Here is a 23,299-nt window from a genome sequence, read left to right as displayed (position 1 = left end):
AGCCGCCGGCGTCGCCGGCCGTGGCTGCGGGTCCACGGGGCGTCGGTGTTACCCCACCATCGGTCACCAAGGTCGGGGTGGTCGTGCCGGTGAGCTCCTGATAAACGGACGGGCATCGTCCTTGGTCTTCCCATCCCCCCGACACCGTCCGGAGAAACGAGCATGAGTCGATTCGTGGGCTACCGCAGCCTGACCGTTCGAGATCCGATGAACGACCTCCCGTTCCCGGTCCTCGTGATGTACCCGACGCACGTCCCTGCCGAGGTCGTCGCCATGGGGCCTTACTCGCTCGAGGTGGCCCGGAACGCGCCCGTGCACGGCGGCCCTTTCCCCTTCGTGCTCATCTCGCATGGCGGCGGCGGGACGCCCCTCGCGTATCGGACGCTCGCGTCCCACCTCGCACAGAGCGGCTATGTCGTCGCGATGCCCGAGCACCCCGGGGACAATCGCAACGATCGGTCCCTGACCGAGGCGGTCGAGAACCTGGAGCGCCGGCCCCGGCACGCCCGGCTGGCGGTGGACGCTGTCTGCTCCGACGCCGAGCTCGGGCCTCGCCTGCTGGGCGACGACATCGCCGTCATCGGGCACTCGATGGGTGGCTACACCGCGCTCGCCCTCGCGGGCGGGCGGCCCTGGACGGGGCCGGGGCAGAGGGTCGCGGTCACGAAGGACCCGCGCGTCAAGGCGCTGGTCTTGATGGCCCCCGCGGCGTGCTGGTTCGTGCCCAACGACGCCTTGAAGGACGTCGAGGCGCCCATCCTCCTGCTCGTGGCGGAGCACGACCGCATCGCGCCGCGATGGCAGGGGCAGCTCGTCCTCGACCTCGTCCCTGACCCGGCCCGGGTCACGTTCGAGGTCGTCGAGAACGCGAACCATTACTCGTTCCTGAGCCCGTTTCCTCCCCAGATGCGGCGCCCGGACTTCCTGCCCGCGATCGATCGCGCCGGGTTCGATCGCGAGGCGTTCCACCGTCGGCTCGAGCGCGACGTGCGCGAGTTCCTCGACGCGGCGCTGCGGCGGAGCCCTTCGTCGCCGCCACGTCGACAGCCCGTCCCGGAGGGAGCAGGCGACGCGCCGGCGGCCGTGGAACCACCTCACCCCGGATCGAGCCGGTAGACGCGCCCCGTGTTGAACATCACCACGTAGACCTCCCCGGCCGCGTCCTCGCCGAACGAGGACGGGAGTCCATTCGGGTTCAACGCCGAGGTCAGCTCGGCGGGATCGGTCGCTGCCTTGCCGTCCCACACGAAGGAGAAGAAGCGGCCCGTCACGTAGTCGGCGTACAGGTAACGGCCGCGCAGGCACGGGATCTTCGCCCCGCGGTAGACATAGCCGCCGACGATGGAGCCCGCCTCGCTCCGCGGGTGCTCGACCGCGGGCGGGAGGCCGCGCGGCTTGCACGTCGCGCCGGGAGGGTAGCAATGGGCGCCCTCCATCGCTTCCCAGCCGTAATCGTTCCTGCCCTGGCCAGGGCGCTCCACCAGGATCTCCTCCCAGCTCTTCTGGCCGACATCGCCGATGTACATGTCCCCGGTGAGCCGGTCGAAGCTGAACCGCCACGGGTTCCGGAGCCCGTAGTCCCAGATCATCGGGTCACCGCTCGTCATGTTGCCCGCCGGCGCCTTGCCCGGCTGATCGACGTCGATGCGGAGGATCTTGCCGAGCTTCGAGGTGAGATCGGCCGCGGGGCTCGGCGATCGCGCGGAGTCGCCGATCGCGGCGTAGAGATGGCCGTCCTTGCCGAAGGCGAGCATCCCGCCGACGTGGTTCCAGGCGCCGTGCTTCACGTCGACCAGCGACCTGACCGGCTCGGGATGGGCGGAGTCGCCGCCCTGCGCCGCGCGCTTCCACTCCTCGATCACCACGTTGCCGCGCGGGGCCGACGAGTAGTGGAGCCAGAAGCGCCCGTTCTTCTCGTAGTCCGGGTGGAACGCGAGCCCGAGCAGGCCGCCCTCCGCGTTCGGCGCCGGAAAGAACACGCGCGAGCGCACGTCGAGGAACGGCGCCTGCTGGACGGCGCCGCCCTTGATGAGCCGGACGACCCCCGTCTTTTCGAGCACGAGGAGGCGCGACGGATCGCCGGGCGGCCCGGCGACATACGTCGGCTGCTCGAGCCCGCTCGCCACCAGGGTGAGCTTCAGCTGCGGGACGCCCCCGCACTTCGCCGGGCGAGCGAGATCCGCGGCGCTCGCGGGCGCCCCCTGCGCCGCGGGGGCGCCTTGCGCGGCGGGCGCCCCCTGCGCGGCCGGCGTGTCTTGCGCGGCGAGCGCCGCGCCAGGCGCCCCCGTGCCCCCCTGAGCCGCCTGGACCGGGCTCCCCGCCGTGGCATGGCCGGGAGGGCCGCCCTCGCGAGGCTCCTCGGGCGGCCCCGCCACCTGCACGCGCCTGTCGCAGGCGGCTACACTGCCTGCGAGCAGGAGGCACCAGGCGGTCCGATGGCACGCTCTCGTCACATAGGCAGCGCGCCCCACGACGCGCCGGTGGCTCGGTCTCTCGGGCAAGCGGGCACCTCCCTGTCCACCTTCACCACGAGAGGCCGCGCCTGGCAAGCCGTGCTCGCATCGCTGCTGCTGGCCGGCTGCGGCGGCTGCGGCGCGCAGGAGGCGCCCCGGCCCGAACCTCTCCCCGCCCCACCGGCCCAGACCGGCCCGGCGGCCGCGACCACCACGCGCGCCCCCGGCACAGGCGATCGCCCCGGCCAGGGCGCGGCCCAGGCGCCCGGAGGCCTGCCGCCTTGCAAGGACGGCGACACCGATCCTCACGATCTCCGCTGCACCGGGCTCTACGGCGACCCCGGCGCGCGCTCGCTCGCGGCGGGTGTCCGCGAGTTCAAGCCCGCCTTCGAGCTCTGGAGCGACGGCGCGGAGAAGACGCGGTGGATCTATCTCCCTCCGGGCGCGACCATCGATGTCTCCCGGATGAACGACTGGACCTTTCCTGTCGGCACCAGGCTGTGGAAGGAGTTCCGTCTGCCCGTCGCCGGCGCGAGCCGCCGTATCGAGACGAGGTTCCTGTGGAAGACCGCGGAGGATCGCTGGACGCGCGCGACCTACGTCTGGTCGGAGGACGGGGCGAGCGCGACGCAGGTGAAGGCCGGTGTCCCCCACGTCCCCGGCGCCCCCGACTATGCGATCCCGGCGCAGGTCGACTGCATCCGTTGCCACGCTGGCAAGACCGACAACCCGCTTGGATTCGAGGCGATCCAGCTCGCCGCGCGGGGCGCCGGCGGCCTGACGTATGCCGAGCTCGTCGAGCGCGGCCTCCTGTCGACGACATCCGGCGGCCCGCTCCCCGACGCGGCCGCGCTCGAGGTGCCCGGGACCGCGACGGAGCGGCGCGCCCTCGGCCTGCTGCACGTCAACTGCGGCGTCTCGTGCCACCACCCGCTCGGCGTCGCGACGCACTTCGAGATGCGCCTCGACGTCGACGCTGCCGGCCGGGTGGGCGACGTGCGCGGCACGCGCGTCTACCAGACGGCGATCAACCAGCCCGCGAAGGTCCGCCCGCCCGGAGCGCCGCCGGGAGCCCGCTATGACCGGCTGAGGCCCCTCGATCCGGATCGCAGCGCCGTGCTCCGCAGCATGTCCCGGCGCGACGCGCCCGGCGCGCCGCCCGAGCAGATGCCGCCGCTCGCGACCCGGCGCGTCGACGAGGAGGCCGTCGCCGCGATCCGCGCCTGGATCGAGGCGATGACCCCTGCCGCCGGCTACCCGCGCCCCTCCCCTTGATCGCGATCGCCCGCCGGGGTTGCCCGGCGCGTCGCGAACATGCCATCTCGTGCCAGCACCTCATGCCGCCGTCCGAGGCGCCGAGAGGAAGGGAGCGCCGGAAACGCGCGAAGGGAGCCCGCGGGAAACGCCATCGCGCGCGCGCCGCGCCCGTGGTGATCGCGGCCCTCGAGCTTCATGCTCCCGGCGGGTCGCAGCGCCGCGCGGCCTCGACCGACGTCGCGCTCGCCGCGCCCACGGCGCCGGCGGATGCCCCGCCTTGCCCGGCGAGCGCCCACGACCACGACCGGGGGGAACACGTCACGTGAAGCAGCCGAAAGAGATCAAGACCGCGGAGGGCAAGCTCGGGGTCCTGCTGCCGGGGCTGGGCGCCGTCTCCACGACGACCATCGCGGGCACCCTGCTCGCGCGGCGCGGGCTCGCGGCGCCCATCGGGTCGCTCACCCAGATGGGCACGATCCGGCTCGGCCGGCGCACCGACGAACGCGCGCCCAGGATCAAGGATTTCCTGCCGATCGCGGCGCTCGATCAGCTGGTGTTCGGCGCGTGGGACATCTTCCCCGACAACGCCTACGAGTCGGCGCGGCACGCGGACGTGCTCGAGCACCGCCACCTCGACGCCGTCCGCGAGGAGCTCGAGCGGATCCGCCCGATGCCCGCGGTGTTCTACCCGCAGTACGTCCGGCGGCTCCACGGCAACCACGTGAAGAAGGGCGCGAGCAAGGCCGCGATGGTCGAGCAGGTCCGGGAGGATATCCGCGCCTTCCTGCGCGACAGCGGCGCTGCGCGCGCCGTCGCCGTCTGGTGCGGATCGACCGAGGTCTATATCGCGCCGGCGGAGGTCCACTCCTCCGTCGCGCGCTTCGAGGCGGGCCTCGCCGAGGACCACCCGGCGATCTCGAGCTCCCAGATCTACGCATGGGCCTGCCTGAAGGAGCGCGTCCCGTTCGCGAACGGCGCCCCGAACCTGACGGTCGATTTCCCGGCCGCGTGGGAGCTCGCGAGCAAGCAGGAGGTCCCCATCGCCGGCAAGGACTTCAAGACCGGCCAGACCCTGATGAAGACGGTGATCGCCCCGGGGCTCAAGGCCAGGATGCTCGGCGTCGCAGGGTGGTTCTCGACGAACATCCTCGGCAACCGCGACGGCGAGGTGCTCGACGACCCGGACTCGTTCCGATCGAAGGAGGTCTCGAAGCTCGGGGTGCTCGAGCACATCCTCCAGCCGCACGTCCACGGCGAGCTCTATGGCAAGCTCTTCCACAAGGTGCGGATCGAGTACTACCCCCCTCGGGGCGACGCCAAGGAGGGGTGGGACAACATCGATCTCGTCGGCTGGCTCGGCTACCCGATGCAGGTGAAGATCAACTTCCTCTGCCGCGACTCGATCCTCGCCGCGCCCCTCGTGCTCGACCTGGCGCTCCTCCTCGATCTCGCGCAGCGCGCCGGGCTGCGCGGCACGCAGGAGTGGCTCAGCTTCTACTTCAAGAGCCCCATGACCGCGCCGGCCCTGTACCCGGAGCACGATCTCTTCATCCAGTCGATGAAGCTCAAGAACACGATGCGCTGGCTCATGGGGGAGGACCTCATCACCCACCTGGGCAACGAGTACTACGACTGATCGCCCGGCAGCTCCGCGCCGCCCCCGCGGCGGCGTCACTGCCAGCGCAGGTGCACGTCGACGACCGCGCCCGTCCGCGTCGAGGCGCCCTCCGAGAACGTGAACGAGGCCCGCTCGATCTCGCAGTTGCCGCGCGTGTCACAGCGCCGATCGCGTCCATACGAGAGCTCGATCGCGACGAGCCCGCGCGACGCGAGCGGCTCGAGCTCGCCGGCGCTCGAGGCGCGGTTCGCGTCGCGGTCGCTCCAGAGCACGAGCCGCGACCACGCCTCGTCCCGCGCCGTGATCCGGCCGTCTCCGTCGGTGTCGAGCTCGCGGAGCGCGGTGAACCCGTTGTCCGCGCGGGCGCCGCTCGAGAGCACCGTCGCCGAGCCGAACAGCTCCTCGCCGCCGTCGATCGCCCCGTTGTCGTCCCGATCGAGCGCGAGCCACGGCGTCGCCGCGGTCGGCCAGTCGGTGGCGATCGTGGCCCCGAGCCCGCTCAGATCGAAGGCGCCGCTCATCGCGGTCACGTACTCGACCGGCCGTTGCTCGAACGAGAGCACGAGCGGCGTGCTGGTGACGCTGCCGCCCGCCTGGCACCCGGTCCAGGTCGCCACCCCGTCGATGTTCTCGCACTGCTCGAAGCCCTCCGTCCCATTGACGGTGCAGCTCCGGGACTCGCCGATCTCACACGCCGCCTCCGCCTCGTCGCCTTCGAGCTCGTCGCCTTCGAGCGCGCCCTCATCGGTGCCCTCACCGCTTTCCCCTTCTGTCACCTGCGCGGCGCATCCAGCGCCGATCGACGCCACGCCGAGGAGGAGCGCAAGCGAGGCAATTCCCACCGAACCGGAGCGAAGAATGGTCAGCTTGATGTTCATGGCACATGACCGGAGCAAGCGTTGCGCCAGCCCCTCGCCGCCCGCTCATCCCGCGAAATCCCCGGGAGTCGAGGCATCAGGAGCCCCCGAAGCGCTCCACCGTGCCACCCTGCGCCAGGAGCACGACGCGAGTCGTGCCAATCTGGTCCAATCCGTGTCGTCTCGCGCCCTGCCGGACGGGTGAGCCTCATCCGCGCGGCGGCGCGTAGAAATCCACGATCCGGATCGGCTCGGTCAGGCGCACGCGCACCCGCGATCGCTCCCCGCGGACGTCGCCGCCGATCTGGAAGCTCGTCGCCGGGTCCATCTCGATCGTGACCTCATCCACGAAGTAATCGAACACCGTTTCCAGATCGTCGAACTCTCCGCTCCAGATGCTCGAGAAATTCCGCAGGAACGTGAACGGCGAGACCACCGACACGCGCAGCTGCATCCGGTCCTGGCGATCGTCCGCATAGGGGAACATCCGGAAGCCGAAGCCGTAATAGGGGATCGTCGACAGCGCCGCGATCTTCGCCGGCCCCTCGTAGATGACGCCGCCCTTCTTGATGGGCGCCCCCAGCATCGCCCCCTTCTCGCCGACGCGGATCGCGTCGTTGCCCTCGTTGATGATGCGGCAGTGCGGTGTTCGCCGCACGAGGTAGCTCGGGATCGTCCGCGTCGCCGCGGCGACGGCGTACGCCACCGGCCCCGGCGCGAGCCGCTTCAGCGGGCCCCGCGCGAGCGCCGACTTCACCGCGTTGTAGTCGCGGAGCATCACCGCATCGATCCCGAAGCCGCAGAACGGTGACAGGATGTCCTCGGCCTCCACCAGCCGCAGGTTCCGGCTCCCGGCCTCGGCGCGCAGCCGCTGGAGGTCGACCGCGAGCCCGGGCTTCGCGCCCGCGCCGCCGGACGCGCCGAGCACCCACGCCAGCGAGTTGCCCGTCCCCAGGCGCAGCAGCCCGAACCGCGGCAGCGGCAGCCCGCGCCGCTTCGCCTCGTTGACAACGGCCGTCACCACCACCGTGAACGTCCCGTCGCCGCCGCCCGTGAGGATCGTGCCGTAACCCCGGTCGACCAGGATCCGCGCGATGCCCTCGCTCTCCTCCACCCGCCGCGAGACGAACAGATCCCCCGTGTCAAGGATCTGATCGAGCGTCTCGATCACCTCCGCCGTCACGCTCTTGGCGTTGCCGTTCACCACCACGGCAATCCGGCTGCTCGCCGCGCCTCGTGGTATTTCGCTCGCACGACGCGGCGCATCAGCGACCACGGCCTTGGGGACGTCATCGGCGGGGTCGCGACCGGCGGGCGGAGAGGTCATACACCGCGATCTACCACGACCCACCCCTGCGCTTGGAGCGCGGGATGACGCGGGATCGCGCGGGACGGCTGGATGGATGGATGGATGACCAACCGCCCGGCAGGCGACCGGCGCGCGACAGGCGTCGCGGGCGCGGCTCTCGCCGGACCCCAGCGCCGAGCCCGCCGGGGTCGGCGATTGTGGACCGATGTGGCCGACGAAACCCAGCGGTCCCGCCGGGCGACCAGCTTTCCGGGAGGCCCGATAGCGTGCGATGCTCGCTGGTTTTGGCTCCCGGACCGATCTTGGGTCATGCTGCCCTTCGGGAAAGCGAGGAGCCTCCCCGAAACTTAGTGGACGGGGTGGTCGATTTTTTGGTAAGGCGACGACCTGGTGAGCCAATCGGGCTTGACAGCCGTGCGGGTCTTTACCGCCGCGCGGGCGGCGCGCGCTTGAGGCGAAGGGCCGCGACGATCTCGTACCCAGCGGGGGACGCAGCGACATGCCGAAGATCACAAAGCAGGGCAGCTCCGAGAAGGCGACGGGTATGAAGAAGAAGGCCTCTTCGAGCAGCAAGGGGGGCGCAGAAGCTCAGCTTGCGAAGCCCGTGAATCCGGTAATCAAGGAAGATTCGAAATCGGCGTCGAGCGCGTCGAAGCGTAAGCTCGGCCTCCGTGGCGCTGCGCCCTGGGCTGCGCGGCACGCTGCGAAGCACGCCGCCGAGGCGCGGGCCCGGGCCGCGGAGCCGGCGCCCCCTGGCAGCGCCCGGGCGACCATCCGCGTGCCGAGCGGCGCCGAGGAGATCAAGGCGAAGATCGCCGAGCTCCACAACCAGACCCAGAAGATCCGCACGCTCCGCAAGCGGCTCGACAAGGGGTTCTTCGATATCGGGGTGGTGCTCGCCGAGATCCAGCAGCAGGAGCTGTATCAGGCGAAGGGCTACGGCTCGTTCGAGGCGTTCCTCGAGCGCGAGATCGACCTCGGCAAGCAGACGTCGTTGCGCCTCATCAAGGTCGCCCACGTCTTCCAGCGCGAGGTGGCCCTCGACTACGGCATGGACCGGCTGTTCGTCGCGCTCGCCGCCCTCGAGGGCGAGGTGCCCAAGCCCGCCCCCTCCGCGATCCCCTCCGCCCCTGGCTCCAAGCCTCCCCTCCCCCTGAAGCCCCCCATGCGCATCGTGGGGTGAGCGGCGCTCGGCGGTGCGCGTTCCGGGCGGCGAGTCAGACGCCAGCGACGCGGGGGGGTGACGAGCCGATCGGGCGCTCGACGGGCTCGGGGACGAAGCGGGGGAGCCTCACCCGGACCGTCGTGCCGTCGGCGGCGTGCGCGTCGACATCCACACGGCCCGCGTGCTGGTCGACGATCTTCCGGACGATCGCGAGCCCGAGGCCCGTGCCCGCCGCCTTCGTGGTGAAGAACGGATCGAAGATCTCGGCGAGGATCGTCGGCGCGATCCCCGGCCCCGTGTCCCCGATCGACAGCCACACCTCGTGCGCGTCCCCCGACGCGCACGCCCGCAAGACCCCGCCGTCGGGCATCACGTCGAGCGCGTTGACGACGAGGTTCAAGACCACCTGCTTGAGCTTCTCGACGTCGCCCAGCGCGAAGCAGTCGTCCGCGAGATCGCGGACGACCTCGACGTGGTGGCTCGCGAACGCCTCCTCCTCGAGGTCGAGCACGTCGCGCACGACGCGGGCCAGATCGACGGGCTCCCGGTGGGGCGCGCGCGGCCGGGCGAGCTCGAGGAACTCGCCGAGGAGCCGGCCCAGGCGGGCGATCTCCGCCTCGACGATGCCGACGCGCCGCTTCATGGGCTCGCGGATCGCCTCGTCGGAGAGGCGGTCGATGCCGCGGCTGAGCAGGTGGAGCTCCAGGACCGCGGCGTTCAGCGGGTTCCTGATCTCGTGGGCGAGCCCGAGGGCGAGCGGGGCCATGGCGTTCAGGGCCTCGGCGTCGGCGGCCCGCCGCTCGAGGGCGCGCCGCTCGGTCACGTCGATGCCGATGCCGTAGACGAGGTCGGTCCTGCCGCCGCGCCCGCCGCCGCGGACGCCGGAGAGGTGCCAGCGCACACGGCGGATCGCGCCCACCGCGTCCCGGACGCCGACCTCGACCTCGGCGGCGGCGTCGCCCTCGACCACGCTCAGGAACGACTGGTTGAACCGGCGCTGATCGGGCTCGTCGACGAGCGCCTCGCAGAACGCCATGCCGAGGGCGGCGTCGCAGGACACGCCGGTCAGCGCGGACAGGCGCGGGTTGAAGAGCGCGACGCTGCCGCCGGCGTTCAGGCCGAGGATGAGCACGTCCGCCGCGTCGATGATCGCCCGGTACCGGCGCTCGAGCTCTTCCCGCTCCCGCTTCAGCGAGATCTTCTCGATCGCCTGGGCCACGGTGGAGATGAGCTCCTCGGGGCGGAACGACTTGAGGATGAAGGCGAAGGCGCCGGCGCGGAGCGCGGCCATGGCGGCGTCGACGGTCGCGAAGCCGGTCACGAGGACGATCTCGCCGTGGGGGGCGGCGGCGCGGAGCGGGGCGATGAGCTCGAGGCCGCTCGCGTCCGGCAGCTTGACGTCGACGACCGCGACGTCGAACCCGTCGCGCCGGGCGGCCGCGAGCCCCTGCTTGCCGTCGGGCGCGAGGGCGACCTCCACGTCGAGCTCGCGCGCGCCCTCGAGGACCTCGCGGAGGTTTCCGGCGAGGCTCGTGTTGTCGTCCACGATCAGGATTCGAGCGGGCACCTGGGGTCTCCTGGGCGAGCGGTCAGGCGGGCGGCCCGATGCGCGGGGCGCCCTTCCGCTTTGGGGTCTTTCCTAAATTGTATGCTATGAGCCGCCGTCATGCGGTTCGTCGATCGGTGCCGTCTGAAGGTGATCGCCGGGGATGGCGGCAATGGAGCGATCGCATTCCGTCGTGAGAAGTACATCCCGTTCGGCGGCCCCGCGGGTGGAGACGGCGGCCGCGGCGGGGACGTCGTCTTCGTGGGCGACGGAGGCCTGTCCACGCTACTCGACTTCACCTACGCGCGCACGCTCGAGGCCGACCGGGGCGAGCACGGGATGGGGAGCGACTGCCACGGGCGCGCCGGCGCCGACCGGGTCGAGAAGCTCCCCGTGGGGACGCAGATCTTCGACGCGGAGAGCGGCGAGCTGATCGCCGACGTGACCGAGCACGGCCAGCGGGTCATCGTCGCCCGCGGCGGCAAGGGGGGCCGCGGCAACCTGCACTTCAAGTCGCCGCACGACAGGGCTCCGCGGCGCGCCGAGCCGGGCGAGCCGGGCGAGGCCCGCGAGCTCCGCCTCGAGCTGAAGGTGCTCGCCGACATCGGCCTGCTCGGCTTCCCCAACGCCGGCAAGAGCACCTTCGTCGCGGCCGTCTCGGCGGCCCGGCCCAAGATCGGCGACTACCCGTTCACGACGCTCACCCCGATCCTGGGCATGGTCGAGATCGGCGGCGGCGTCCGCGCGGGCGGGTCGAGCTTCGTCATCGCGGACATCCCCGGGCTGGTGCCGGGCGCGAGCGAGGGGGTAGGGCTCGGCATCCAGTTCCTGAGGCACGTGGAGCGGACGCGGGCGCTCCTCCACCTCGTGACGCTCGACCCGGGCGAGGGCCGCGAGCCGCTCGCCGACTACCGGGCGCTCCGCAAGGAGCTCAAGAAGTTCAGCCCGGAGATCGCGGAGCGCCCGGAGATCGTCGTCCTGACGAAGGCCGATCTGACCGAGGTGCGCGAGGCCTACCCGAAGCTCAAGGCGCGGTTCGCGAAGGCGAAGGTGAAGCTCCACCTCATCAGCGCCGCGACGGGCGAGGGGATGCCGGAGCTCGTCCGCGAGCTCGCGGCGCTCGCGCGCAAGCGGGAAGAGCCGGCAGAGCAGGACGGCTGAGCGCCCCGGCCCGGGCGGGCTGGCGCGGCGCGCACCGACGGCGCGGCGTGAGCGCCGCCGCCGTCGGCGCATCGTGACACGGCAGAGTCCGCTGGCTCGCTGGCTCGAACGGACGTTGGCTCGCGGAACGCGAAAGAACGCGAAAGAACGCGAAAGAACGCGGAAGAACGCGAAAGAACGCGGAAGAACACGGACGGCGGCGCAGAGCCGGCGCCGTCCGCCCCTTCGTCATCACATCACCCGTCATCCGGCGCACTGGAAAAAGGGGATCACCCGCCTTCGTGCGTACAGACACGAAGTGTTCTCACGTGGGCTGGTCCTCCACATCCGTCGTTATTTGGTTCGAGCGGGCGCGCGCCACCTGGACAGGAGAGCAAAACTCGAGTCCAATTTACGATCCGGACTCACGTGTTCTGTCGGAAGGAGAAGCCCTATGCGCTGGTCGACCCCCAACAAACCGTCTTCTCTCGCGTGGCGTGTGGCCCTCCTCGTGGCGCTCGGCACGGGCGGGGCGGCGCGCGCGGATGTGGTGCAGCCGAACGGCACCGTCGTCCCCGTGATCACGAGCCGATTGAGCGATCTGCTCAACGGCTCGACGAAGAACGACATGCTCGACGAGATGATCGACGTCGTGGCCGACGCCGCGGTGGAGCCCCAGGTGTTCTCGCCGCTCTGCGAGTTCAGCGGCAAGTACATCGAGAAGGGGGGCGGCGCCAACTTCGCGGTCGGCTGGTACAACGTCGACGATGGCCGCGACAGCGGCGACCCGCCGCTGTATGTCCCCGTCGACGCCGGAGCAAACCTCAGCACGCCGGCGCCGGAGAGCGATATCCAGATCCTCTTTCCGTTCTCTGGCTCCCTGCCGCCCGCCGAGAAGCGCGAGCTGACGGCCGTCTCGATCCGGGAGAACCCCGCCTACGCGGGAGGCCTCATCGGCTTCGTGCTGATCCCGAACCCGAACGGCACCGGCAACGGCAACGCCACGCAGTACCATTACACCGAGCACCGGTTCAACGTGGAGTGTACGGCGTGCGAGAGCCCGGGGCCCTGGTACTCCGATCTCATCTACAGGTCGAACCAGCTCGCCAACACGTTCTACCTGGGGTTCGAGGATCTCGATTTCCGGAACGCCGCCGGCAGCGCGGGCGTCAACGGCAATGATCTCGATTACGAGGACTTCCTGTTCCGCTTCTCCGGCATCACGTGCCCCGCGGCCGGCCAGCCGTGCGAGGTCGAGGAGAACGTGGGCGCGTGCCGCGCGGGCATCTCCGACTGCGACGCGCAGGGACAGGCGATCTGCACGCCGATCGTCGAGCCTGGCAGCCAGGCCGAGCGGTGCGACGGCATCGACAACGACTGCGACGACATCGTCGACGAGGAGGCGCCCTGTCCGGAGTACCAGGTGTGCAGCCGCGGCCGCTGCGTGAACCGCTGCGGCTCGGCCGAGTTCCCGTGCGAGCTGGGGCTCGTGTGCGTGGAGGGCCTGTGCGTCGAGCAGGCGTGCGTCGACGCGATGTGCGATGTCGGCGAGGTGTGCCATGACGGCGAGTGCCGCGCGCCCTGCGACGGCGTGGTTTGCCCGCACGGTCAGACCTGTCGCGGCGACCGCTGCCTGGATCCGTGCGACGGCGTGACGTGCGGCGCGGGCGAGGTGTGCGAGAGCGGCGTCTGCGTGGTCCAGTGCGGCTGCCGGGGCTGTCCGTCGGAGGACCGCTGCGCGGCGGACACCGGGAGGTGCGTCGAGGCCGCGTGCGCCGACGTCGCGTGCGGCGCGGGCACCACTTGCCGTGGCGGGGCGTGCGTCGACCTCTGCGACGGCGTCGTGTGCCCCGCGGGCGAGCGGTGCGTGGCCGGCATGTGCGCCGAGGAGCCGCCGGCTCCTGCCACCACGACGGCGGCGGGTCCGACGCTCGACGTGGCCGCCTCGGTCGGCGCGGGCGACGCCGGATCGGGCGCGGGCGGGGACGGATCGGGCTCGGGTGGGGCTCCCTCCACCGGCGCGGGCGGGGACGCGAGCGGGAACGGGGAGTCGGCGGGCTGCAGCTGCAGCCTCGGCGGCGACGCGCCGTCCGCCGGCGGCGTCGCCGCGTTGCTCCTCGCCGTGAGCCTCGGGCTGCGCCGCAGGAGGGGCGGAGACCCGGAGCGCTCGGCCCCGGGCCTCCGTATCCGTCGTTCAGGGTGATTCGGACGTCGGCCCGAAGAACTCGACATCATCGATCTCGATGGTGCCCGAGTCGGCCTTGTCCTTGCCGAGGAAGCCGTTCGCGCGGACGCCGTTCATCTCCGCGCTGAAGGAGAGGCCGACGATCGACCGGAGCACGTCGTTCACGTCGTCGCCCGGGTCGCGCCCCTGATCGATGGCCCAGCCGGGGAGCGCCATGTCGGCGAACCTGAGCTCGATCAGCGTCGGCTCCGCGGTGAGCCGCACGTCCCATCCGTGGCGAACGCCCGAGAGCCCTTCGCTCTGCGCCGGGCTCTCGACGTCGAAGCGCATCCCGCGCGCCGCCTCCGCCCGCGCCCAGAAGCGGACCCCCTCGAGCGCCGTCGCGTCGATCATGCCCTCGGCGAGAGGCACCCCGAAGTACACGTACTGCCCCCAGGGAGACGCCTCGTCGCGGAAGTCGAAGCGGAGGAGCATGCTCTGCGCGCCGTTCAGCGGATCTTCCTGCGAAAGGCCCTGCACGGCGCTCGACGCGTTGTTGGTGGACAGCACCGTCCCGACGTACAGCCCGAGCGTGTCCGCGGCCTCGAAGTCGTTGATCCCCGTCGCGGTGAACGAGAAGGGCGCGAGGGGCGTGCCGCTGGCGAAGCGGCCCAGGCGCTCTCGGAGGATCGGCAGCTCGTTCCTGAGGCGCTCCACCGCGGGCTCCCACCCGGCGAGCCCGGGCCCGAGCGGGTCCTCCTCGACGGCGGTGCGGATCAGCGCCGCGTACTTGTCGACCTGCTCCTCGAGCCGCCCGTCGCTGAACGGGCCCTCATGGAGCGCCTGCAGCGCGGCCTTGTAGCCCGCTGCGTCCTGGTTCAAGGCGGCGAACAGGGCGTCGCAGCCCGGCGGGCGCACGTGCTCGGAGCCCATGAACACCGGGACCACGGCGCTGCAGTCCGCCGGCGTCTCCGTCCATCGCGGCACGTGACCGAAGTAGGTGCTGGGGCCGAGGGTCTGATCGAGATCCCACGGGATGAGGTGGAACTTGCCCGAGGACGGCTCGTCGTAGAAGTAGAAGTTGTGGTTGAACGCGGCGCCCGCCTCGTTGGCGTAGTAGGTCGTGACGCCGTCCCAGTTCACGATCGCCTCGTCGACCGCCATGTAGCGCTGCAGCTGCTCGATGTCCGTCCACTCCGACAGCGCGGTGAGCCGCTCCGCGCCCTCGACGGACGCGAGGGCGGTCGAGAACGCGATGAATCGCTCGTGCGTGGCCACGTCTTCGTTCGTCTCGATCCGCTCCGCGTAGTAGCCGGCGTCGTCCGAGACCGGCCACGCTTCCTTGTAGAGATCGCCGTCCGGAGCCTCGGAGAAGTGGTGTTCCAGGAAGCGGCCGTCCACGTCCTCGACCATCGAGAAGAGCCCTTGCGACTCGCCGTTCACGTTCAGCGTCGCCCACGCGCTCCGCGGGGCGGCGACGCCCATCTCCCGGAACAGGCCATAGGCGATCCGCTCGTGGAGCCGGGTGGGGTCCCAGATCATGGAGTGAAAGTTCAGGCGCCTCTGCGCGTAGAAGCGCTGTCCGCCGACGACCTCGTCGAACTTCACCTTCATGCTGAGCTTCGGACAGGTGAGGTTCCCCTCCCCGTCGAAGCACATGTCGAGGGTGCCGTAACCGCCCTTGAACCGCAGGCCGACCACGCCCAGGCTCTTGCCTTTGTAGCAGGCCTCGGCCTCGACATACTGCTCGTCGCGGGCGTTCGCCTTGAGCTCCGCCCAGCGCTCTTCCGGAAGGTAGAAGTCGAAGCGCGGGACCTCCTCCGCCGCGTACAGCTCGTCCGCGTCGCGGTCGGCCAGCGCGGGGTCGGACGGCTCGCACCGCGGCGTCGGCGGCTGCCCGCCGCTCCCGCCGTCGCTCGTGCCGCCCTCTCCGCCTCCGGCGCCTCCGCCTCCGGCGCCTCCGCCTCCAGCGCCTCCGCCTCCAGCGCCAGCCCCGCCCGAGCCGCCTGGCCCGACGCCGCTGCTCGCGCCTTCGTCATCACCGCAGCCTGCGCCCACCGCGGCAGCCGCAAGTGCAAGCACCATCCAATATCCAAGCTTCATCCAACGATCCTCCAAGAGCCTCGACCCTAGTCATGGTCATCCCGTCCGTCGATGCCTGATTTTCACGGCAGGCATGAACGCCTCGCTGGACATCGTGCGTCGCCGCGCCGCGCCGTGCAGGCGCGCCGCGTGACCTCGCGACCCCGCTCATGACCCGGCACGAGGCGCGCGGTGATGGTAGTTTTCCAGGCGTGAGCCAGCGCCCGTATCCTGAGCCCCAGGCAGCCCGCCTCTTGTCCGTCGCGGAGTGGGCAGCGCTGCCGGAAGACGAAGCCGGTGAGCTCATCGATGGCCGCCTGGTCGAGGAAGAGATGCCCGATTGCGTCCACGAGCTGGCTGTCGCCTGGCTCATCCACACCCTGCGGGCCTGGCTCATCCCGCGCGGCGGCTTCGTCTTCGGCTCCGAGGTGAAGTACGCGCTCAAGCCGCGGCGCGGGCGCAAATCCGACGTGTCGGCGTTCCTTTCGACCTCGCGGAGGCCCCCGGCCCGTGGCGCCGTCGGCATCCCGCCGGACATCATGGTCGAGATCGTCTCCCCCTCGCCGCGGGACAGCCGGCGCGATCGCGTCGAGAAGCTCGAGGAGTACGCCGCGTTCGGGGTGCGCTGGTACTGGCTGCTCGATCCGCAGCTCCGCACGCTGGAGATCCACGAGCTCGCGCGCGGCGGGCTCTACCAGCACCGCCTCACCGCGCCCGGAGGGGTGCTCCGGGAGGTTCCGGGCTGCGAGGGGCTGACGCTCGATCTGGACGCGCTCTTCCGCGAGCTCGACCGGCTCGACACGACGGAGCCGCAGGAGCCGCCGCAAGGCACCGCGGATGACGAGGCGTGACAGCGCGGGCGGCGAACGGCGCGGCCGCGCGGCGGTTCACCCGCGATGCCAGCGCGGCTCACCCGCGGTGCCGCACGGCGCGCTCACTCGCTGCGGGGGCCGGCGCCTCGGCCTCGACGGCCAGGCACGCCTCGAACCCCTCGATGTAGCTCGGGTAGAGCAGCGCCATCCCGAGGGCGCGCTTGATCTTCGCGTTGTCCACGGCGCGATCGTGGCGGAGCGTCTCGTGCAGATCCTCCCGCGGCGCGCCGGCCGGCAGCGCGAGGCCGAGCCGCGCGCAGAGCCAGCGGACGACCTCGATCTGCGGCACGGGCGCGTCGTCCGCGACCAGGAAGGCCTCGCCGGGGGCGGCGCGCTCGACGCGCTCCAGCGCCGCGAGCGCGAGGCGCGCGAGGTCCTCGACGTGGATGCGCGAAACGACGTTCCTGCCCTGCCGATCGCCCTCGCCGGTCATGCGGAAGTCGCCGCGCAAGAGCCGCTGGTGCAGGCCGCGGCCCGGGCCGTAGATCCCCGCGGCGCGCAGCACCACGGCGCCGCGCGCGCGGTACACGTCCTCGGCCGCGAGGCGCGCCGCCGCGCGTGGGCCGTCGGCCGACGTGGGCGTCGCCTCGTCGATGCGCCCCGTCGCGTCGCCGTACACGGCGGTCGACGAGACGTACGCGATCGCGCGCGCGCGGCGGAGCGAAGGCGCGATCGCGGCGTCGGTCGCGCCGTCGGGCGGGAAGGCGACGAGCACGTCCGCGCCGTCGGTCACGAGCCGGTCGACGGCCTCCGCGGTGAGCGCCGGGAGGACGCTCACCTCGATGCCCGCCTGCGCGAGCTCCGCGGCGCGCTCCGGCGAGCGCGTCGTCGCGACGACGCGGCCGCCGGACGCCCTCCGCAGGCCGGCGACCACCGCGCCCGTGAAGCCGCAGCCGAGGACGATGAGCGGGGGGGAGGTGTTGCGCATGAGTTCTGGGCGACGCTTCTACCAGCAAGCGCGAGAGGACGCCTCCGCGGCGCGAGAGCGCTGCCGGCCGCGCCCGAGGTGCACCGAGGCAACGGCCGACGTGGCGCGCGGCGACGCTGGCCGGAGGGGCCGGGCAACGACCAGGCGAAGAGGCTGAGCGAGCGCGGCGAGCACGTCTCCGCGCTGGCATCGTGGCCCCTCGATCTCGCAGGTCGACGGCCCGCGCCCCGGGGCCCCGCCCCGGCCGCTTCCAGGGCCGGGGCGGCGCGGAGCCAACGGAGGGTCGAGAGCCCACGCCGCGTCTGGTAGCCTGGTCGGCGGGGAGCGGGCGGCCGGGACGCAGCGTGCTCGCCGCAGCGACGCTCCTCTGCGCATGGCGGTCCACGTCTTCATCTCCTACGCCCCCGCGGATCGGTCGCACCTCGAAGCGCTCGAGGCGCACCTCGCCTCCCTGAAGCGGCAGGGCCTGGTGAGCACCTGGCACCGCGGCCGGATCGGCCCAGGCGCGATGCGCGACGAGTCGATCGCGGCGGAGCTCTCCTCCGCCGAGGTGGTGCTGCTGCTGGTGAGCGAGGCGTTCCTCGCCTCGGACAGCTGCTACGAGCGGGAGCTCGGGCGAGCGCTGGAGCGGCATCGCAGCGGGGCGGCGCGCGTGGTGCCCATCCTGGTGCGCGCGTGCGACCTGGAGGGCACCGCTCTTTCGGAGCTCCAGGCGCTGCCGCGGGACGGCGTGGCGGTGACGAGCTGGGCCAACCTGGATGAAGCGTGGAGGGATGTCGTCCGAGGCATCCGCGCGACGGTGGAAGAAGCCGCTGCGAGCGCGCAGCCGGAGGCACCGGTCAACAAGCCAGAGCCGCCCAGAACGTTCGCCTCGACCCTGCGCGAGGCCGAAGACGCGATCCGCGCGATCGACAAGAGGCTTGCGGCAGCGCAGCAGCGCAGGGTGAAGCTCCAGGCCGCGTGTGCGAGCACCGCGGAAGTGGACGGGGAGATCCTCGACCTCCGGCGTAAACGCCGGGAAGGCGGCCAGCTGCACGTGGGCGAGGAGCTCGGCGAAGGCCGCTATCTGCTGCTCGAGCGGATCGGTCGAGGGGGGTTCGCGACCGTGTGGCGCGCGCTCGACGCGGGGCGGGGCGACCTGCCCGTGGCGATCAAGGTGCTGCACCCGAACCTCGCGGGCGACGAGATCCGCCGGGAGCGATTCTTCCGGGGAGCGCGCGCGATGGCTGCGCTCGACCACCCCGGCGTGGTGCGCATGCTCGATCCCAAGGGCGAGGACAGCGGCTGGCACTACTTCGTGATGGAGCTCGTCCATGGCGAGGACGTGCACAGCGCGGTCATCGGGAAGCGGCTGCCAGCAGAGCGGGTGATACCGATGCTCCTCAGCGCTGGAGAGGCTATCTCGTTCGCCCACGGGCAGGGGCTCGTGCACCGGGACGTGAAGCCGGCAAACATCCTGCTCGACGCGGACGGGCTGCCCCGGATCACGGACTTCGATCTGGTCTGGGCGCGCGACACGACGGGCGGCACGAGGAGCGGCGCGCTGGGGACGTTCCTCTATGCGGCGCCGGAGCTCATGCACCGCCCGCACGAGGCGGACGCGCGCGCAGACGTGTACGGGCTCGGCATGACGGCGGTGTTCTGTCTGCACGGAGCGGAGCTGCCACCGATCATGATGCGCTATCCGGGGCGGGTGCTGGAGCAGCTTCCGTGCAGCGATGCGGTGAGGAAAGTGCTGGAGCGAGCGATCGAGTTCGAGGCATCGGAGCGATTTCCCGACGTAGCGGCGTTCTGCTGGGCGCTCCTGGACGCGGTTTCCACCGCCCTCCCCCCGCCGGCGGACGAGGTCGAGGCCGATCCCTGACATCGGCCTCCTTCTCTCCCATAGGCGTCAACCGGGCTTCGCCCCATGTCGTCCACGTGGACAGGAATGCGTGACGGCCGCCGACATTCACGCTCGGCCCTATGGCCTTGCCACGAAACATGAACACAGCCCGGCCCGGCCGCAGGCCGAGGTGATCCAGGCACAGTACAGGAATCGTGCAGAGAATGACGCGAAGTGCCTGTACCGCCTATGCACTCACCCCCCCGGCTTTCTCGTATACCGGTGCTTCACCCCGAGCGGGAAGTACTCCGGATCCCCCGCCGCCCGCAGCGTCACCCGCGGCGCCCGCTTCCCGGCCGGCACGTAGCTCCTGAACTCGCTGTTCAGCCGGACGAGGTGCTCCTCGATCGACCGCGCCGCCGCCTCGCGCCGCGCCTCGCTCTCCCCCTCCCCCGGCGCGAGCTCGACCACCACCGAGAGGTACGCATCTCTGTCCGCGCCCTCGCGGACTTCCAGCACGAACTTTCCGGTCACCCACTCCTTCACGCCGGGCTGCTCGATGCCCACGACCACGTTCTCCGGATAGATGTTCGCCCCGAAGTACGACACCGTGAAATCCGAGCGCCCGAACACATGGACGAACGGGAGCTCCCTGGCCCCACGCTCCCCGTCGAGCTCCCGCCGCGGGTCGAAGCCGAAGCCGGCCAGGGCCGCCATCATCTCCGCGTGTGAAGTGACGCCCCCGCTGTCGAGGATCGCATAACGGACGAGCGGGACGCCGTTGTCGCCCGAGAACAGGAGCATCCCCTCGCGCTGCTCGAAGAACCGCTCCGCGGGGTCGTACTGCACCAGCGTCGGGAGCCGGTCCTGCCCGAAAAGGGCGCGCGCGGCGTCCGGCCTCCCCGCGAGGAACCGGCGGATCGCGACGCTGAGCGGCGTCTCGTTGCCCAGCACGCCGGCGTCCGCCGTCCCGTACAGCGAAGCCGAGTCGTAGCAGGGCGACGCCGACCCGACGCGCTCGCCGACCAGGGTCCGCCACTCCTCGCTGAACACCTCCCCGGCCATCACGAGCTTGATCCGGAAAGGCGCCCAGTCGACGCCCCGGGCCCGCCCCGTGTCGATGACATCCTTCAGGAACGGCGGATAGCCGAGCAGGACGACCTGCTCGAACGCCGGCCCCAGATCCTGCACGACGCGGAAGATCTCGTCCTTGTTGTTGCCCGGCGTGACGACCGTGATCGGATACCCCTTCGCCGCGAGGTGGCGGCAGCACGCGGCGGTGTACATCCCGCCGACCCACGAGCCGAGCGCGAAGCACACGACCGCGAGCGTGCGGCGCGTGTCGGCCCGGAAACCGTCGTGGAACACCTGCTCGAAGCGCCGGGCGACCGGGAGCTCGTCCGTGACGGAGCGGGGCCAGAACGTCGGCTTTCCGGTCGAGCCCGAGGAGACGGCGATCATGTCGCACGGCTCGACGCGCCCGCCGCGGCACAGATCCGCGATGGGGTGCCTGAGCACGTAATTCTGCTTCGTGATCACCGGCAGCGCCGCGAAATCCGCGGGCGTCCGGATCGCCGCCGGGTCCACGCCGTGCTCCGCGAGGAAGCGGCGGTAAGCAGGGACAGCGGCGGCGACCTCGTGGAACAGCGCGAGCGCGCGCTCGGCCGGATCGGCCTCACGGTGCCGCGACAGCGCCGCGTCGAGCGGCGTGCTCAGGAAGGCGTCGATGGCCGCCAGGACCCGCTTGGGTTGCACATCCTGCATCGCGAGATCTCCCTCCGTCCGATGTTCGCAGGAACGCAGGAGCCGGTCCAACGCCCGCCTGCCTTCCTCCCCCTCGCCTCGCGGTCGAAAGCACCCGCGCAGGGTCAGCGCCCTCCACCCCCCGCCGCGCCGGCGAGCTCCGCCGCGAGCGCGATCTCCTCGGCGCGCTTCTCGTAGCCGTCCGGCGGCTCGGGACGCGGGTTCGCGAGCAGCGACGTGATCACCGTCTCCAGCCAGCGCCGGAGCGGCGTGTGCTGGAAGCCGAGCTCCGCCCTCGCCTTCGCCGGATCCAGCATCGACATCCAGCGGTCGCTGAACGGCGACATCGCGACCGGATCGATGCCGCGGGCCCTGATCGCCACCGATGGGATCGGCGCGAGCCGCGCCGGCGCGCCGAGCAGCGAGGCGATGAGCTCTAGCAGCTCGGTGAGCGTCGGCGTCTCGTCCATGCAGAGGTTGTACGCCTCGCCGAAGGTCGACGGCACGAGGAGCAGCTTCACGATCGCCCTGACGACGTCACCGCTGTAGACGTGCCGCACCGCGTGTCCGCCGCCGTCCGGGACGAGCAGCGGACCGCCGTCGAGCATGCGGACGATGTACCGATCGAGGCGGCGGTAGGGATCGCGCTCCCCGTTCACCATCGGGATGCGCAGGACGGTCGCGGGGAAGCGATCCCTCTGCCAGGCGGCGGCGATCTCCTCCTCGCAGCCGCGCTTGTTCACGCCGTAAGACCACGCCTCACGGTCCTCTTCGCCCGCGGGCTCAGGGAGGAGCGCGCCGTGGTAGTCGCGCTCGCGCGACGGCCGCGGGCACGCCTCCCGGACGAGGTACACCGAGCCGGTGCTGATCATCACGTAGTGGCCGATGCGCCCGCAGCCGAGCGCCTGAGCCGCCGCGCGGCCGTCCGCGGCCGTGTACGCGGTGAAGTCCACCGCGGCGTCGAACTCGCGACCTCCGAGCGCCTGCGCGAGATCGCCGGCCGCGCGATCGCAGCGGACCCGCGCGACGCGATCGCCGAACGCGTCGGGCGTCGCGCCGCGGTTCAGGAGCGTGACCTGGTGGCCCGCCGCGAGCAGGCGATAGACCAGGAAATGACCCATGAATCGAGTGCCGCCGAGCACGAGGACGCGCATGCGCGGCAACCTATCACCGCCGCGCGCAATGACGATGACGAGGACGCCATCACGCGCGGGAATGAAGAAGAAGACGCGCGGGAAGGAAGCCGCCGCCGGGCGGCCTCGCGCGCGGCGCGGACCGGGACCAGGTCGACCCCCGGTCGTGCTAGATAGCGGGCCGTGCCGTTCTCCCACATCCTCGGCCAGGACACCGCGGTCGGCACGCTCGTGCGCGCGCTCGAGGCGGGCCGCGTGCACCACGCCTACCGCTTCGAGGGCCCGCCGGGCGTCGGCAAGGAGCTCGCGGCCGTCGCCCTCTCCCAGGCGCTCGTCTGCACCGGGGGCGACCCGCTCGGCTGCGGGCGCTGCGACGCGTGCCGGCGCGCGGCCGCGCGCTCCGACGGGCGCCCCGCGGCGCCGCTCCACCCCGACGTGCAGATCGTCGCGAAGAACTTCTACCCCGCCGCCGTCATCGGCCGGAGCCGCGACGAGCTGACCGAGATCTCGGTCGATCAGGTCCGCGCCATCGTGCTCGCCCGCGCCGCCTACCCGCCCCACGAGGGGCGCGCTCGGGTGTTCATCGTCCGCGACGCCGAGGACCTCAGCGTCGGCGCCGCGAACGCGTTCCTCAAGACGCTCGAGGAGCCGCGGCCCGGCACCCACTTCATCCTCTTGACCTCGCGCGGCGATCGCCTGCTCAACACGATCCGCTCGCGCACCCTGCCCGTGCGCTTCGCCCCGCTCTCCGAGGCCCTCATCCGCCGCATCCTCCGCGATCGCGGCGTGCCCGAGGGGCGGCACGACCTCGCCGTCGAGCTCGCCGCCGGCAGCGCGTCCACGGCGCTCGATCTCGCGGACGAGGAGCAGACCGCCTCGCGCGACGCCTTTGTAAAGGGTGTCCTCGAGGCCGCGGCCGCCCGGGACCTCGGGCCCGCCGTCGCGTTCGCCGAGTCGGTGGACCGCGACAAGGGCGCCCTCAAGGACGACCTCCGCGCGCTGAGCGCCGCGCTCGCCCGCGAGGCCCGCGCCGCGGTCGCGTCCGATCCGCGCCACGCAGGCCTGTCGGCCCGGCGTTACGCGGCGGTCTCCCGCGCCGTGGCGCAGCTCGAGCGCAACGCCTCGCCGAGCCTCGCGATGGCGTCGCTGATCGCGGAGCTGCGCAGCGTCGTCGGCTGACAGGCGCCGCGCGCCCACGTGGCCGCGC

At 71.8% G+C, this 23,299-nt stretch carries 17 protein-coding genes; 9 read left to right on the top strand and 8 right to left on the bottom strand.

What is annotated here, in order from left to right; genetic code table 11:
- Window positions 1-162 precede the first annotated feature (162 nt).
- Window positions 163-1,116: an alpha/beta hydrolase family protein gene (locus WME73_RS10095; RefSeq protein ID WP_437915505.1), complete on the top strand. Its 954-nt coding sequence runs from the start codon at window positions 163-165 to the stop codon at window positions 1,114-1,116.
- Here the strand turns inward: WME73_RS10095 and WME73_RS10090 are convergent.
- The gene (locus WME73_RS10090) at window positions 1,095-2,501 is read right to left on the bottom strand and encodes a PQQ-dependent sugar dehydrogenase (RefSeq protein ID WP_437745248.1); all 1,407 of its coding nucleotides are present in this window, start codon (window positions 2,499-2,501) and stop codon (window positions 1,095-1,097) included. The two genes, WME73_RS10095 and WME73_RS10090, sit on opposite strands and share 22 nt — an antisense overlap.
- Before the next feature lie 51 nt (window positions 2,502-2,552).
- On the opposite strand from WME73_RS10090, the gene WME73_RS10085 reads away from it, so the two are divergent.
- Window positions 2,553-3,728: a hypothetical protein gene (locus WME73_RS10085; RefSeq protein ID WP_437915504.1), complete on the top strand. Its 1,176-nt coding sequence runs from the start codon at window positions 2,553-2,555 to the stop codon at window positions 3,726-3,728.
- A 304-nt stretch (window positions 3,729-4,032) separates the two neighbouring features.
- Window positions 4,033-5,346: an inositol-3-phosphate synthase gene (locus WME73_RS10080; RefSeq protein ID WP_437870081.1), complete on the top strand. Its 1,314-nt coding sequence runs from the start codon at window positions 4,033-4,035 to the stop codon at window positions 5,344-5,346.
- Between the two features lie 35 nt (window positions 5,347-5,381).
- Here the strand turns inward: WME73_RS10080 and WME73_RS10075 are convergent, their stop codons facing one another.
- Window positions 5,382-6,206, bottom strand: coding sequence for a calcium-binding protein (locus tag WME73_RS10075; protein ID WP_437745245.1), 825 nt, complete (start codon window positions 6,204-6,206; stop codon window positions 5,382-5,384).
- Window positions 6,207-6,393: 187 nt separating this feature from the next.
- Complete coding sequence (locus WME73_RS10070) at window positions 6,394-7,512, bottom strand: diacylglycerol/lipid kinase family protein (protein ID WP_437745244.1); 1,119 nt, start codon at window positions 7,510-7,512, stop codon at window positions 6,394-6,396.
- 481 nt (window positions 7,513-7,993) lie between these two features.
- Here WME73_RS10070 and WME73_RS10065 point away from each other — a divergent pair, with 481 nt between their 5' ends.
- Window positions 7,994-8,677: a hypothetical protein gene (locus WME73_RS10065; protein ID WP_012234436.1), complete on the top strand. Its 684-nt coding sequence runs from the start codon at window positions 7,994-7,996 to the stop codon at window positions 8,675-8,677.
- A 34-nt stretch (window positions 8,678-8,711) separates the two neighbouring features.
- Here the strand turns inward: WME73_RS10065 and WME73_RS10060 are convergent, their stop codons facing one another.
- Window positions 8,712-10,226, bottom strand: coding sequence for an ATP-binding protein (locus WME73_RS10060; RefSeq protein ID WP_437915502.1), 1,515 nt, complete (start codon window positions 10,224-10,226; stop codon window positions 8,712-8,714).
- A gap of 99 nt (window positions 10,227-10,325) precedes the next feature.
- On the opposite strand from WME73_RS10060, the gene obgE reads away from it, so the two are divergent.
- Together obgE and WME73_RS10050 are read left to right on the top strand one after the other, a co-directional pair.
- Window positions 10,326-11,366 (top strand): GTPase ObgE, encoded by a 1,041-nt coding sequence (obgE, locus tag WME73_RS10055; RefSeq protein WP_437745242.1) that lies wholly within the window; start codon window positions 10,326-10,328, stop codon window positions 11,364-11,366.
- A 433-nt stretch (window positions 11,367-11,799) separates the two neighbouring features.
- On the top strand, window positions 11,800-13,548 hold the full coding sequence (locus WME73_RS10050; RefSeq protein ID WP_437915501.1) for a hypothetical protein: 1,749 nt from the start codon (window positions 11,800-11,802) through the stop codon (window positions 13,546-13,548).
- Here the strand turns inward: WME73_RS10050 and WME73_RS10045 are convergent.
- Entirely contained in the window at window positions 13,540-15,612 is a 2,073-nt protein-coding gene (locus tag WME73_RS10045) for a CotH kinase family protein (RefSeq protein WP_437915500.1), read from the bottom strand. The genes WME73_RS10050 and WME73_RS10045 overlap by 9 nt on opposite strands.
- 191 nt (window positions 15,613-15,803) lie before the next feature.
- Here WME73_RS10045 and WME73_RS10040 point away from each other — a divergent pair, with 191 nt between their 5' ends.
- Window positions 15,804-16,442: a Uma2 family endonuclease gene (locus tag WME73_RS10040; RefSeq protein WP_437745239.1), complete on the top strand. Its 639-nt coding sequence runs from the start codon at window positions 15,804-15,806 to the stop codon at window positions 16,440-16,442.
- Between the two features lie 58 nt (window positions 16,443-16,500).
- Here the strand turns inward: WME73_RS10040 and WME73_RS10035 are convergent, their stop codons facing one another.
- Window positions 16,501-17,391 (bottom strand): NAD-dependent epimerase/dehydratase family protein, encoded by an 891-nt coding sequence (locus WME73_RS10035; protein ID WP_437745238.1) that lies wholly within the window; start codon window positions 17,389-17,391, stop codon window positions 16,501-16,503.
- Between the two features lie 373 nt (window positions 17,392-17,764).
- Between WME73_RS10035 and WME73_RS10030 the strand changes: the two genes are divergently transcribed.
- Window positions 17,765-19,255: a protein kinase domain-containing protein gene (locus tag WME73_RS10030; protein WP_437915498.1), complete on the top strand. Its 1,491-nt coding sequence runs from the start codon at window positions 17,765-17,767 to the stop codon at window positions 19,253-19,255.
- Window positions 19,256-19,471: 216 nt separating this feature from the next.
- Here WME73_RS10030 and WME73_RS10025 read toward each other — a convergent pair whose 3' ends face one another.
- Complete coding sequence (locus WME73_RS10025) at window positions 19,472-20,980, bottom strand: phenylacetate--CoA ligase family protein (protein WP_437745236.1); 1,509 nt, start codon at window positions 20,978-20,980, stop codon at window positions 19,472-19,474.
- A 104-nt stretch (window positions 20,981-21,084) separates the two neighbouring features.
- Entirely contained in the window at window positions 21,085-22,113 is a 1,029-nt protein-coding gene (locus tag WME73_RS10020) for an NAD-dependent epimerase/dehydratase family protein (RefSeq protein WP_437915497.1), read from the bottom strand.
- Between the two features lie 162 nt (window positions 22,114-22,275).
- Here WME73_RS10020 and WME73_RS10015 point away from each other — a divergent pair, with 162 nt between their 5' ends.
- Window positions 22,276-23,271: an ATP-binding protein gene (locus tag WME73_RS10015; RefSeq protein ID WP_437769327.1), complete on the top strand. Its 996-nt coding sequence runs from the start codon at window positions 22,276-22,278 to the stop codon at window positions 23,269-23,271.
- Window positions 23,272-23,299 lie beyond the last annotated feature (28 nt).

The organism is Sorangium sp. So ce302, assembly GCF_051530145.1.
GTDB classification, from domain to species: Bacteria; Myxococcota_A; Polyangia; order Polyangiales; family Polyangiaceae; genus Sorangium; species Sorangium cellulosum_B.
Note: the sequence above shows the minus strand (reverse complement) of the source record. Positions and strands in the feature narration are given on the sequence as shown.